Here is a 13,838-nt window from a genome sequence, read left to right on the forward strand (position 1 = left end):
GGTGGTTGAGAGGAGGGGAAAGATGGAATATGTGGAATTTGTAGATAAAGTGCGCAAAGGGGCAAAACTGCATTCTCTTCATGATGCAGAAGTAGCGGTTGAGGCATCGCTTGCTACTCTTGGTGAGAGATTGAATACCACAGATACTACTGCTCTTGGTGCTCAGGTGCCTTCTGAGCTGAAGCATTTTCTTTCAGAAAGGAGTCGAGTGGATAGTTTTGATCTGGAGGAGTATTATAATCGTGTTTCAGCCCGTGCTGATGTTGGTTATCCTGATGCAGTCCAGCGATCGCGAAAAGTCATGACAGTACTTAAAGAAGCAGTAACTGAGGGACAGATAAATAAGGTGCTTGAGCATCTTCCAGCTGAATTCAAAGAGCTTTTTGGAAAAGAACCACAGGATCCGTTATCGCCAACCCAGCAGCAGGGAAAATAGAGCAGGACTTAAGCTTTAAATAGCTGTGTTGTTAAAATACGCTGGGATATGAGGTGTTGTGAGAGGGGATATCATGAATAAAACCGATGAGCAATTAAAGGAAAAAATACTCGAACAGCTTTCCTGGGATGTAAGGCTTGAAGAGGCACAGATAGGCGCGGAGGTTTCAAAGAGCAGGGTAAGGCTATATGGCTGGGTTACTTCTCTTGAGCAGCTTATGGATGCTGAGCTTTCTGTCTTTAGGGTACGGGGGGTTAAAGAGGTTGAGAGTGATTTGAAGATAAAAGTCGCCCCTTCTCCTGATGAACAATTAAAAAATTTTATTGAACAGACATTAACTTCTCATAGCGAAATAGATGAGCGGGAGATAGTAATAACGGTTGAAGACGGAGTAATAAGCATAGATGGTACAGTTGATGCCCTGTGGAAAAAGGACAGAGTGCAATCCATCGTTTCATCTACAAGTGGTGTTGCGGTCATTATAAACAGACTTACCGTTGCCTCTTCTCAAAAAAACGATGACAAACTGATCGCTCAGGATATAGAACAACAGTTCGAAAAAATACCTGAAATCGATCCCAAAGAGACAACTGTAATTGTAACGGATGGAGTAGTTGAATTACGGGGAAAAGTCCCGTTTCTGCCAGCATGGCTTCATGCGGAATTTTTAGCCAGGCATACAAAAGGTGTTAAGGACGTTATAAATAATCTTCTCATCAGCTAAAAGGGTTTTTTTTAAGAAGGCGTTAACATGGATGAAAAAGAATTAATAGCTCAAATTGAAGCCAATGCTTTTATGTTTACCGGCTGCAGACAGGATCTTGATCCACTTATTGATTCTGTGGGTGAAAGAGAGATTGTATTAATTGGTGGATCTACTCATGGTACCCATGAATTTTATAAAACTCGTGCACAGATTACTGCAAGGCTCATAGAGGAAAAAGGGTTTAATGCCGTTGCCATTGAAGCGGATTGGCCTGATGCTTACAGAGTGAATAACTATGTTCGTGGTATCGGAGAAGACAGTGTTTCGATTGAAGCCTTATCTGATTTTGACCGTTTCCCTCAGTGGATTTGGAGAAATGCCGATATATTGAATTTTGTTGGTTTTTTGAAAGATTTTAATCATGATTTACCTTCAGAAAAAAAGGTCGGGTTTTATGGACTCGATCTTTATAACATGTATAAATCAATTGATGCAGTTATTTCTTACTTGGAGAAAATTGATATCGATGCAGCCGCTCTTGCCCGAAAGCGTTATGAATGTTTCGAGCGATTTGGAAGGCTGGAGGACAGCTATGCATCTGCAATGTCCTTTATCGGTGAAAGTTGTAAAGAAAAAGCGGTAGCTCAGTTGCAAGATCTTAGAAATCGTCGAATACAGTATGTTAATCGGGATGGATTCTCGGCAAGGGAAGAGCAGTTTTATGCTGAACAAAATGCAAGACTGGCAAAGAGTGCAGAAGAGTATTACAGGGCCATGTTTGATGAAAAAGTGATATCGTGGAATATCAGAGACAGGCACATGGCCGATACACTTGAGCAGTTAAGGGAACATCTGAGGCGGTTTAATGAGGGAAAAATTGTTGTTTGGGCTCATAACTCTCATATCGGTGATGCAAGGGCTACACAGTTAGGTGGATTTGGTGAGTTGTCAATGGGACAATTGTTACGGGAACGTCAAAAAGACAAGGTTATCTCTATCGGTATGCATACCTACAGGGGCACGGTTAGTGCTTCGGCTGGCTGGGGTGGCTCAGTTGGTAGGAAAAATCTTAAACAGGCCCTTGGCTCAAGTTTAGAGTCTATTTTTCATCAAACGGGTATCAATTCCTTCTTTCTTGATCCATCATTGATTTCAAATGAGCTTTATACCACCGATATTTATGAACGGGTAATTGGGGCAGTTTATACTCCAGAGACGGAAAATGAGTATTGTTATATAAAGGTAAGGTTACCCCAGCGTTATGATTTGCAGATCTTTTATGATCATACCCATGCTACGGAGCCTCTTGAGCCTGGATGGTTAGGGAAGATAGGAGACATTCCCCACACCTATGGTTCTGGTTTATAAGATCAGAGAGAAAATATTAGACTTTTCTGGTTCGGTATTATTTTTAAAATTTCTGTTACTTACTTCATTGTTGGAGGAACTGCTTATGCCCAGGCCTTCTGAGCTTACTCGGGTATCTGAGTGTGTGTGGCAATTACCTATTACCTATAAGGCGGGAATGAATGTTCCGGGGCGTGTAATCGCTTCAGAGAGTCTTATTAACTCAATGGATGAAGGGGTATTTGAGCAACTGGCCAATGTGGCACGTTTGCCTGGGATAGTGAAATATGCATTGTGCATGCCTGACGGTCATAAGGGGTATGGTTTTCCGATTGGTGCAGTAGCAGCAATGGATAGTGAAGAGGGAGTTATATCACCCGGGGGGATCGGATTTGATATAAACTGCGGAATGCGTTTAGTTATGACCAATTTAACCCAAAAGGATATCGAGCCCTATTTAAAGAAACTTGTTGATGAGCTGTTTAAGGGTGTACCTGCCGGAGTTGGGGGACATGGTCTTTTAAAGCTATCAAGAAAGCAGTTTAAGGAGGTGATTGAACAGGGGGCTCAGTGGTGTGTAAAAAATGGTTATGGATGGCAGGAAGATCTTGAACGAACAGAGGAGGGGGGGAGATTAGCAGGTGCCGATCCTTCAGACGTAAGTGAGAGAGCTATTGAACGTGGGTATCAGCAACTTGGTACTCTCGGTTCCGGCAATCACTATCTTGAAATTCAGGTTGTCCGTAAGAGTGATATTTTAGACCCTGAAATTGCAAAAGTTTATGGTATAACCCTTCCAGACCAGGTGGGGATAATGTTTCATTGCGGAAGCCGTGGTTTTGGACATCAGATAGCTACCGATTATCTTCAGTCTTTTTTGAAGGTCATGAAACCCAAATACCACATTAATGTTGCAGACAGAGATCTTGCATGTGCTCCATTTAGCTCACCGGAAGGGAAGGCATATTTTTCTGCCATGAAGTGCGCAGCTAATATCTCCTTTGCTAATCGACAGTTGATACTCTATCAGATCAGGCGAGTTTTTGCTGAAGTTTTTGGAAAAAGTGCGGAACAACTGCAAATACATCAAGTATATGATGTTTCACATAATACAGCAAAACTGGAGACGCATACTATTGATGGGGAGCAAAGAAAGCTACTTGTTCACCGTAAGGGATCGACAAGAGCATTTGGTCCAAAAATGCCCGATACTCCTCAAAAGTACCAAAAAATAGGGCAGCCGGTGATTATTGGTGGTAGCATGGAAACCGGTTCCTACTTGCTGGCCGGTCTCAGCAGTGGTGATGCTACCTTCTATTCTACTACTCATGGCAGTGGGAGGGTTATGAGTAGGAGAAGTGCCAGAAAATTACAGGGTGGTAGGGAGCTTCAAAAGAGTATGGAATCCAGGGGTATTTACACCAGAACTTCCTCTTATTCTGGATTTGCAGAGGAGGGGGCGGTTGCATATAAGAAAGTTGACGATGTGGTTGAAGCTGCATGGAGTGCTGGGATAAGCCGTCCGGTTGCACGCTTTACACCTTTGGGAAATGTAAAGGGTTAGATTGAGAATTGAATTTCTACAGCTGTCCTGAAATCATAATTTTATCGATTTAATGTGAAGTCTCTTTCCGGCTCAACAATTGCTCCTTTATATAACAGTGGTTATCTAAAAGTTTCGAGTAAAATCGAAACCGGGGTATTACTTTCATCTTGTTAATGCCAAGGAGGAGACTATGTTTAAAGTTTACAGAAATATTGCACTGGTAGCTCTGTTAGTATTATCAGTATCTTCTGCCACTTTTTCCCAAAACATGTATGGTATAAAGGGTGGGCTTTCAAGCTCGAGTTTTTGGGGAGATGGGGTTGATGATTTTGAGGATAATCTGGGTGTCGATTTTGAATCTTCAATGCTTAACTTTTTTACTGGTGGTGTTTTTGCACGATATGAAATTGTGCAGGATTTTTTGGCCATTCAGCCAGAAATACTCTATCTACGCAGTGGAAAACAATGGACCATTGAAGACACAGAATTAAATGTTTACAATGATTACATTTCTGTTCCTGTGCTTGTAAAACTGCTTATACCTTTTGATCCCATTACCCCTAATGTGTATGTAGGACCTGTAGTAAATTTCAGGTTACGCTCACGTGCTGATGGTATAGAGGATGTTCCGGATGAAGCAGATTTGGGATTTTTGGTTGGCCAGGACGAGGATATTTCAGATGGAACCAGGGGTTTTGATATAGGGCTTGCTACCGGTATTGGTGTAGACATTGAAGCTGGTCCTGGTGCTTTTATATTAGATTTCAGAGTGAATTTTGGTTTTGTTGAAATTTTTGATGATCTTGATGGGGATGATATTAGAAATATATCGTTTCAGATAATGGCTGGATATGGTCTTGAATTCTAATTTCATCATCTTATGCTATGGAAAAGGGATTCTCTGAGAAGAGAGTCCCTTAATTTATTTGATTGTTTGTTTTGTATATAGTTATTTTAACTAATAGTGGGTAAGTTAGGTTACACTTTCCGTTTTTACCATAAATAGTAAAAACCCAAAAGACCACATCTTATAATAGCCCAACTCACTATTTCGTCTATATTGATAAAAAACAATCTGTTTTTGTGTATTTAGCTGGTTTCTCTAAATTTCTTAAATTAGATATTGTTGATATTCACTCAACGCTCAGTTATACTTAACTTGGAATCCGGGCCAGAACAGGCTTTGTGTTTAAGTCCGCTCCGGGAGGTAGTAGGTGCAGACTACAGTAAAAATACCTATCAGTAAATTGAAACTAGGTATGTATATACAGGAAGATGTTATAAGCGAAAATGGCATTCTTCTTTTCTGCGCTGATACTTTTATAACTAATCCAACACAAATACAGAGGCTTAAAAATCAGGGTGTTAGAGATGTTAGTATAAATGTAAATAAAAATGCAAATCAGCTCAATCAACCCAAAAACCAAAAAACCACCGCGCATAGCAAGTCTCTGTACTCAGGCCCACTCATTTGTTTCAAACACGACATATACCAGGCGCAAGCAGTTATATATAAATCTATTCTTTTGTTTAAAAAGTGTATGGACAGTCTTTTAAAGGATATAAATCTTTCGGTCGAAGGGGTAAATTGCATAGCACAAACCATTGTGGAGGAAGTAATAGCAAGGAGAGACGCACTACTTTTGGTATGCAGAATGCAGATAAAAGATGATCCTCTTTATGCACACTCTGTAAGCGTTTGTGCTACCTCTGCAGCACTGGCCTATTCTCTTAATTTAAGCCGTAATGATATTGTAAAATGTGCAACAGGAGCAATACTTCACGATATAGGTATGTTGGAGATATCCCAAAATATACTGAAAAAAAATGTTAATCTTACGAAAACTGAATATAGTGAGTTGCAAAAACATCCAGGTTTAGGGGCAGGCATTATAGAAAAAACTGGTAGGTTTCCTGAAATCGTTAAAACAATTGTTATGCAGCACCATGAAAGATGGAATGGCGGCGGTTACCCCAACAGGTTAAAAAAGGATGCTATTGAGCACTTTTCAATGATTTGTTCTGTGAGTGATATATACGATTCGCTTACCAGAAATTCTGAGCACAAAAGAGCATGTCTACCTCAGGAGGCTATGGCTTTAATATTTCAGGGTGCAAACCAGGATTATCCGCGTTATATTGTTGAAGCTTTTACACGGTTAATGGGAATTTATCCAGTCGGCAGTTTTGTTAAACTTACAACTGGTGAAATAGGACTCGTTGTAAAAAATCGGCCAAAGAGCCTTATGACACCTTCTACCATAATATGTTTTAATCCCAGGGATGGAAAATTAAAACGACCTTTTTACAGAGATCTCTACCCGGTCTCAAGCACTGCTGTTCAGCAGCTATGGAAAATTGAATCCACAGTAGAGCCACAAAAGTTAGGTATGTCGATCCATTCGGTTATATCCAGTGCCACACAGAATTAATTTATAAACAGTGCTCAAATCGAAAGGGACTTTGGTATGAAAGAAGCTACCCTTTACCAAAAACTTTCAGATAAAAGGGTTCATTGTTTCCTTTGTGCTCATCACTGTAAAATAGCACCTGATGGATTCGGGATCTGTTCTGTGCGACAAAATATCAGTGGTACTCTCTACACACATTCTTTTGGAAAAGCAATAGCCAGGGCTATCGATCCGGTTGAAAAGAAGCCTCTGTTTCACTTTTTGCCGAGAACCGACACTTTTTCTGTTGCTGCTGCAGGGTGTAATTTTAAGTGTGGATTTTGCCAAAACTGGCAAATATCTCAGGTAGATGAAAAATCATTGGAACGATGGGGGATAGAACTGTCATCTCTGCAAATCGTTGAAAATGCATTAAAAGAAAATTGCCAGAGTATATCTTTTACCTACACAGAGCCAACAATATTCTTTGAATATGCACTTGAGACGTGCAGGATAGCAAAAGAGAGAGGGGTTAAAACTATATTTGTCTCGAATGGCTATATGACCCCCGAAGCAATAAACTTGCTCTTACCCTACCTCGATGCCATAAATGTTGATTTAAAGTCGATTAGTAATTCTTTTTATAAAACGCTGTGCAAAGCATCTTTAAGCCCGGTTCTAAAAAGTTTGAAAATTATCTCCCAAAGTGATGTTTGGCTTGAGATCACTACGCTTCTGGTTACCGATGAAAACGATTCTGATCAGCAACTTAATGAGTTATCATCATTCATTGCAAATGAGCTTGGCGCTGATATCCCCTGGCATATTTCAAGGTTTCATCCTCAGTACCAAATTACTGAAAAAGAAACAACACCGGTTACAAGAATTCAAAAAGCATATGAAATAGCCAAAAGGCATCAAATTAAATATGTGTATTTAGGAAATATTGCAGCTTCAAACAATACGGTGTGCAATAACTGTGGTGGTGTAGTAGTTAAAAGAGAGGGGTATAGAGTAGAATATATAGCCCTAGAAGATAACAAATGTAATAATTGTGGTAAGTTCATAAGTGGGGTATGGAGAAGCAAATAGATTACTTTTATTATATTACTGGTTTGGGTACAGTTTAAACTAGAATTATTAAGGGGTAATTTCGATGATTTCAAAGAAAGGACTATCAGTTTTAGTATTAATAGTGTGTTGTGTAGGTAACCCAGGAAACCAGGAGAGTGAAAGTATAAGTCTTCCTGATATTGGATTGAAGGGCAGCAGTGATATTCATGAGGTAGTATTTGATCGCAGGTCTCAGAGATCTTTCTCTGAAGATGCTTTAACACAAGAGCACGTTTCTGATCTTATGTGGGCTGCGGGTGGTAAGACTGTGGATGGTATTTCAGGGGCTACACGCGCCTATCCCTCTGCCGGAGGATTGTATCCGCTCGATTTTTTTATCGTTGTTAAAAACGTAGACGGGTTGCAAAGAGATATCTATCGGTATAATTGGAAAGATCACTCAATAACACCACAGGGTTTAAGTGATCGTATACCGGATGTCGTTGCTTCTACTTTTAGTCCCACGTTATCGAGATCCGATGCAGCTGCACTAATCGTTATAACGGCTGATTTTTCTGTTACAACAGCCCGATACTCAAGAAGAGGGGAAAGACGATATGTTCCTATGGAAGCAGGAGCGAGTGCTCAGAATGTAGCTTTAATGGCCCAGGCACTGGGACTCTCGAGCTATAAAATTGGAGCGTTTGATGATAAAAATCTTTCCTCGGCACTGAATCTAAGTACTACCGATCCGCTTCTAATCATACCCATAGGAAAATAGAAAAAAAAAGCCCGGATAAATCCGGGCTTAAACATCAAATCTGAAATTCTATTTATTCAGGAGTAACATTTTGAGCATTTGGACCCTTTGCTCCATCCACAATCTCAAACTGTACTTTCTGTCCTTCTTCGAGTTTTCTGAAACCACTGGTCTGAATAGCTGAAAAATGGACAAACACGTCACGAGTCCCGTCATCGGGAGAAATAAATCCGAAGCCTTTAGCTTCGTTGAACCACTTGACTACACCTGTAGGCATACTACAAAACCTCTTTTAATAAATGAAACATACCGGACAAACTGTCCGTAATTGAAACTAAATCAAGATAAGTGTTGCCATACTCTAATAAAAGAATTTTCTTAAAAAAAAATCATTTCTTATTTTAACTCTAACTTCTTATCATGTGGATATTTAGTAGTACTTAATCTGTAAAGTGACTGTAACATGTTAAAAAACAATGGTTTACGATTTGCTTACAATTCCTATGCAGATTTGGTATATTAAACACTTATACTCTTTTATTTCTGCTGTTATTACAACAAATTAGATTTGGAGATGAATATGGAGCACAAACTGACACCTGTTGAAGTAAGAATCCTTGGTTCCCTGGTAGAAAAAGAGCTGACAACGCCTGAATATTATCCATTAACATTGAATTCTCTTGTAAGCGCCTGTAACCAAAAGTCAAATCGTCATCCTGTAATGTCTTTAAGTAGTAAAGAAGTGGAAAATACCCTTGAAGATCTAAAAGACAAAAGGATGGTCTGGCAGATGAGTCTTGCGGGAAGCAGAGTTCCAAAATACGAACATAATCTTAAAAGTTTATATAGTTTTGACGATAATGAGTTAGCATTACTGTCTGTTTTAATGTTAAGAGGTCCTCAAACGGTAGGTGAACTACGCGCAAGAACAGAAAGAATGGTTAAGTTCACATCACTCGATGAAGTAGAAAATGTTTTGCAGGTACTGTCAGGAAAAGAGGGTGGTCCCTTTGTACAACAGATAACCCGAAAAGCAGGGCAAAAAGAGAATAGGTATGTTCAGCTGTTTAGTGAAGAAGAGGTGGGTGAAATCTCACAGGAAAACCAGCTTACTGACATGGAGAGTGCTGATGTCCAGCCACGTCTAAGCGATAGAGTGGCACTACTTGAAGGGGAAGTAAATGAACTTAGAAACGAAATGGCCATCATAAAGGAAGATTTTAATGAACTTAAAAGGCTATTAGAGTAGTATGGAAAAGTTCAATAGTACTGCGAATCCAAAAAAAGTATTAATGATAATCAATTTCACTTGAGTGTACTTTAGCACAAAAGTATATTGTTTATTCTTATTTTAACACAGGATTCTTGAAAAATGAGGACTGGAAGAGCAAACAGTATGGATACAATCCCTAAGAAGCATATTTATACCTCTTCAGCTTTGCTAGGTATCTACTGTTTGCTTTCAGTATTTGCCTTTTTTCCAGCTTTTCATACTAGTTGTCATTACAGTCTTTCTAAGTCGCATATTATTGAAAATAAAGACGGACATGTTCTTTGTGCTCCCGATCATTGTCATCAGGATATTGATGAAGAAGACCATTTATGCAGATGGCAGATAAAAAGATCTGATACAAGTGAGTATAACACCTTCCGTGTTTTAACAGGAAATTTTGTATTATCAATTTTATCCACTAAATACGATCAAATTTCATTCGTAAGAATTAACCTTCCAGATTCCCGGGCCCCCCCTGTTTTAGGCTTTAAAGTCTAACCAGTTTGTTAAAAAGCCGTTTTTTGCTATAAGAAATTAGATCGATAGTATAACTATTGTACTTACATAATTAGTATATAGTAAAGGATAATTATATGTTTGGTAAAATAAATGTGTTTAGAGTCATGTTTTTTGCATCATCAGTTTTGCTGATAAGTTATTCTTTGGTTTTCTCCGGAATGGGACTTGCCAGTACACCAATGAACCTTGGTGGTGCCCTTGATATAGTTGTAGAAATCAATCCTGAAGACTTCTCTGAGAGTGAATTTGAACTTCGTGCTTTTGAAGTGAATTTTGGTGCTGCGGTAGATCCATATTTTGATATGCTAGCAACCCTGGCTTATCATGAGGGAGAAATCGAGTTTGAGGAGGCTTGGGTTTCAGCTATTCTTCCCTGGAACTTCAAATTACAGGTCGGTCGTGAGATGCTTCCTTTTGGTTATTTAAACAGAATTCATGAGCATGATTTTCCACAGGTAGATCAGCCGTATGTAATTGAGGGGCTTACAACAGATCACGGGCTCATTGGTGATGGAGGACACCTTGAGTTTTTAGCTCCCTTTTATAATCCTACATTTACTTTAAATTTTGGTTTATATCAGAATGTTGGGCACAGTGTAGGACGTAGAATCGATGGTTATCCTCTGATGGGAAGGATTCAGTCGTATTTTCAGTCTTTAAACGGAAACCACCAGTTCCTTGTGGGTGCTTCTTACCTTACCGGTGTTCATAATGTTGATCATATGGAAGGGAGACTCAATGATAGGAACAGAACCAGCGATAGAAGGGCTTTGGGTAAAATTAACCATATGGCGGGTGTTGATTTTAAGTACCGTCTCTCTCCATCAACCGGGCAAACCTACAGGGGACTTGTGGTTGGAGCAGAATACCTCTATAAAGATTATGTACCCTATAAAAATCATGTGCACTATGATGACGACCCTGAATTTGATCCTGGTTCTGATCAGGGATTATACCTTTATACCCAGTGGAACTTAAATCGCTTTTGGGGAATTGGTTATCGTTTGGACTATACCGATGTTTTATTTAGTAACCTAAATGCTGATAATGAAAAGCTTACAGCACATTCAATTTATGGAGAATGGAGAGCAACAGAGTTTTCAAGAATTCGCCTTCAATACCAGAATGTTACTGAGCCAGGGGAAGATTCTGAGCACAAAGTCATGCTTCAGGGTACGTTTTTTATTGGTTGGCATCCGCCCCATCGTTTCTGATTGATGGCAATATACAGGATTATAATTGAAACCAATATAAGGAGAAAAAAAATGAAGATAGTTAGATTACATGCCATAGTTTGCATCATAATGTTTGGAGTTTTAAATAGCTGGAGTCAGCTGCGTGTAACAACAACAACTACAGATCTTGCCGCACTTGTGGAAACAATAGGCGGTGATCTGGTTGATGTGACTTCACTTTCACGTCCTCTTCAGGATGCACACTACCTGGATGCTACCCCCGGGATGGTAGTGAGAATCTCAAGAAGTGATCTTTTCGTGGAAAATGGTTTTGAGCTTGAAACCGGATGGGTACCGGAAGTGCTTAGAGAAACTCGCAATCGCAGGGTACGGCGTGGTGGTGAAGGCCATGTTGATGCATCAAATGGTATTCAGGCTATTCAGATTCCACAGAGCATAAGTCGTGATCAGGGTGATGTTCATCCATCAGGAAACCCACATTACACTCTTGAACCGGTGCTTGCTCAACAGGCTGCCCGAAACATTGCGGATGGTTTGATTCGTGTTGATGGAGCTAACAGTGAAACGTACCTTAAGAATCTGGAACAGTATATTGAGCGTAGCAATGAAATAGTAGAAAAGTGGGTGGAAAAGTTTGAACCATATAGCGGAACGAGCATTATTATTTACCACAAGCACTTTGATTATATGCTTAAAACACTTGGTTTAGACATAGTTGATGCTATAGAACCACTTCCTGGTATCGCTCCCTCCGCCGGCCATGTAGCCACACTGTTATCAACCTTTGATTCTGAAAGCGTGAGAGCTGTAATAATGGAACCCTGGCATGATCAAAGAGTAGGAAAGCAGGTAGCTGAAGGTATTGGTGTTGATCTTGTAGTAGGGTGTCCAAGTGTTGGCTCCTGTGATGGAGCAAATTGTGTGATCACTTTATTTGAAACTAATGCGGCTAAAATTTATGAAGCTATAAATGCTACCGGAGGTAATTGATTGGATCTGTTAAAGTTCAATAATGTAACCCTTGGCTATGGACCACACACTATACTTAGAGAGATAAATCTTAAAGTTAGAAAAGGTGATTTTTTTGGCCTCGTTGGTCCAAACGGATCCGGAAAATCGACTTTAATGAAATCTATGCTGGGCCTGGTCAGGCCTAGACATGGATCAATTAATTGGCTTTCTGGAGTACCCAAACGGGGTTATGTACCTCAGAGGGAGCAGGTTGACCCTTTATGGCCTATGAGAGTAAGAGACCTTTTAAGACTAACGCTCTGTAGTGCTGATTCTGCTTTGTTTTATAACCGAAAAGAGCAGGTACAAGTGGGTAAAGTGATGGAGTTAACAGAAATTGAACACCTTAGAAACCAGACTCTTGATACACTTTCTGGTGGAGAGATGCAGAGGGTGCTTTTAGCCCGGGCACTTATTATTGAACCGGATGTACTTTTTCTCGATGAGCCCACAGCCGCAATGGATCTTGTAGCTTCGCAGAAGTTTTTATCAATTATCACTGGGATTCATCACTCAAGAAACGTGACTGTTATCTTGGTAACCCATGATTTACAATCACTTGTAGACCGTGCACATCGGTTAGGTATTATTCAGAACGGTGCACTTCATAGCGATACTGCAGATAAGTTACTCACCTCAATCAACCTTTCCACTATCTACAAAGAACCTATGGTGGTCAAAAAGGTTGAGGGAAGGACGGTAATTTTTCCCGAAAAAACAGCAGGGGAGATTAAAAGGTGATAGAAACAATAAGTGAGATGTATTCATTTACTTTCATGCAAAATGCGCTTGCTGTGGGTGTCTTTGGTGGGGGATTACTTGCTTTTTTAGGCATTTTTGTCCATCTTAGGAGAATTGTATTTCTTGGCGCTGCATTACCCCAAATAGTTGCAACAGGAATCGCAGCAGCGGTTTTTTTCGCCATATCTCCTATACTTGGAGCAATTGGGGGTGGAATTCTCGGAATAGTCCTGCTGTCATTTACTGGCAAAAAAAGTCATCTACCCCCGGATGGATGGATTGGGCTTGCATTTGCCGCAGGGTCTTCTGTGGCTATTGTGCTGGTTGCACTTTCACCAGCACCAGATGGAGAAGTACTCAGATTTTTCACGGGAGATATACTTGGAACCACCCGTAGTGATGCGCTTTTTGCTTTTGGAGCCGCAATTGCAGTAGGTATAATTTTCCGATTGTTTTGGAGCCGAATTGTAATTACTGGGTTCGATCCTGTGATGTCGGCAACGATGGGAATTAAAGTTCAGCTATGGGATGCTTTGGTATTTCTGTGTCTTGGTGTTGCTTTAGCAATTGTGATGAATACTGCCGGTGGAATGCTTGCATTCAGTATGCTTGTTGGTCCTTCAGCTGCTGCTCTTATTCTTTTTCGCAGCTTTCCTTTGATTATTATTTTTTCAGTTCTTACCGGAATGTTAGCTTCTTTTGGAGGTTTGACAGCTTCTTTTCTTTACGATCTTCCGGGTGGACCTGCTATGGCAACAGCTGCTTTGGTTCCCGTAGTTATTGCATGGATCTATAATTCCGTAAAGGCATTAAAGTACCGCAGAGTGTAAAAAAGTAATTGCTTGGTTAATTACTACTGT

General features: G+C 40.0%; 15 protein-coding genes. 14 read left to right on the forward strand and 1 reads right to left on the reverse strand.

The annotated features are described in order from the left end of the window. Positions 1-22 precede the first annotated feature (22 nt). The 8 genes from QA601_11025 (at position 23) to QA601_11060 (ending at position 8,259) form a co-directional block, all read left to right on the forward strand. On the forward strand, positions 23-436 hold the full coding sequence (locus QA601_11025) for a DUF2267 domain-containing protein (GenBank protein MDG5815616.1): 414 nt from the start codon (positions 23-25) through the stop codon (positions 434-436). Positions 437-509: 73 nt separating this feature from the next. Next, entirely contained in the window at positions 510-1,160 is a 651-nt protein-coding gene (locus tag QA601_11030; GenBank protein MDG5815617.1) for a BON domain-containing protein, read from the forward strand. A 27-nt stretch (positions 1,161-1,187) separates the two neighbouring features. Further along, positions 1,188-2,510 carry an erythromycin esterase family protein gene (locus QA601_11035; GenBank protein MDG5815618.1) on the forward strand — a complete coding sequence of 441 codons (1,323 nt, stop codon included), beginning with the start codon at positions 1,188-1,190 and terminating at the stop codon, positions 2,508-2,510. 85 nt (positions 2,511-2,595) lie between these two features. Continuing rightward, positions 2,596-4,053, forward strand: a complete 1,458-nt coding sequence (locus tag QA601_11040; protein ID MDG5815619.1) for an RtcB family protein — start codon at positions 2,596-2,598, stop codon at positions 4,051-4,053. A gap of 172 nt (positions 4,054-4,225) precedes the next feature. Continuing rightward, positions 4,226-4,903 carry a porin family protein gene (locus QA601_11045; protein MDG5815620.1) on the forward strand — a complete coding sequence of 226 codons (678 nt, stop codon included), beginning with the start codon at positions 4,226-4,228 and terminating at the stop codon, positions 4,901-4,903. Positions 4,904-5,249: 346 nt separating this feature from the next. After that, entirely contained in the window at positions 5,250-6,467 is a 1,218-nt protein-coding gene (locus tag QA601_11050; GenBank protein ID MDG5815621.1) for an HD domain-containing phosphohydrolase, read from the forward strand. A 36-nt stretch (positions 6,468-6,503) separates the two neighbouring features. Next, positions 6,504-7,517 carry an AmmeMemoRadiSam system radical SAM enzyme gene (gene amrS / locus QA601_11055; protein MDG5815622.1) on the forward strand — a complete coding sequence of 338 codons (1,014 nt, stop codon included), beginning with the start codon at positions 6,504-6,506 and terminating at the stop codon, positions 7,515-7,517. A gap of 64 nt (positions 7,518-7,581) precedes the next feature. Beyond that, positions 7,582-8,259 carry a SagB/ThcOx family dehydrogenase gene (locus tag QA601_11060; GenBank protein MDG5815623.1) on the forward strand — a complete coding sequence of 226 codons (678 nt, stop codon included), beginning with the start codon at positions 7,582-7,584 and terminating at the stop codon, positions 8,257-8,259. A 52-nt stretch (positions 8,260-8,311) separates the two neighbouring features. Here QA601_11060 and QA601_11065 read toward each other — a convergent pair whose 3' ends face one another. After that, a complete protein-coding gene (locus tag QA601_11065) occupies positions 8,312-8,515 on the reverse strand; it encodes a cold-shock protein (protein MDG5815624.1) in 204 nt (67 codons plus the stop codon). A gap of 303 nt (positions 8,516-8,818) precedes the next feature. Between QA601_11065 and QA601_11070 the strand changes: the two genes are divergently transcribed. The 6 genes from QA601_11070 (at position 8,819) to QA601_11095 (ending at position 13,808) form a co-directional block, all read left to right on the forward strand. Continuing rightward, positions 8,819-9,487 carry a YceH family protein gene (locus tag QA601_11070; GenBank protein MDG5815625.1) on the forward strand — a complete coding sequence of 223 codons (669 nt, stop codon included), beginning with the start codon at positions 8,819-8,821 and terminating at the stop codon, positions 9,485-9,487. 147 nt (positions 9,488-9,634) lie between these two features. Next, positions 9,635-10,009, forward strand: coding sequence for a hypothetical protein (locus QA601_11075; protein ID MDG5815626.1), 375 nt, complete (start codon positions 9,635-9,637; stop codon positions 10,007-10,009). A gap of 95 nt (positions 10,010-10,104) precedes the next feature. Then, on the forward strand, positions 10,105-11,244 hold the full coding sequence (locus tag QA601_11080; protein MDG5815627.1) for a hypothetical protein: 1,140 nt from the start codon (positions 10,105-10,107) through the stop codon (positions 11,242-11,244). 51 nt (positions 11,245-11,295) lie between these two features. Beyond that, positions 11,296-12,216 carry a metal ABC transporter substrate-binding protein gene (locus QA601_11085; protein MDG5815628.1) on the forward strand — a complete coding sequence of 307 codons (921 nt, stop codon included), beginning with the start codon at positions 11,296-11,298 and terminating at the stop codon, positions 12,214-12,216. After that, positions 12,217-12,978 (forward strand): metal ABC transporter ATP-binding protein, encoded by a 762-nt coding sequence (locus QA601_11090; protein ID MDG5815629.1) that lies wholly within the window; start codon positions 12,217-12,219, stop codon positions 12,976-12,978. Then, complete coding sequence (locus tag QA601_11095; protein MDG5815630.1) at positions 12,975-13,808, forward strand: metal ABC transporter permease; 834 nt, start codon at positions 12,975-12,977, stop codon at positions 13,806-13,808. Before QA601_11090 ends, QA601_11095 begins: the two co-directional genes overlap by 4 nt. Positions 13,809-13,838: the final 30 nt, after the last annotated feature.

It is taken from the genome of Chitinispirillales bacterium ANBcel5, assembly GCA_029688955.1.
GTDB classification, from domain to species: Bacteria; Fibrobacterota; Chitinivibrionia; order Chitinivibrionales; family Chitinispirillaceae; genus Cellulosispirillum; species Cellulosispirillum alkaliphilum.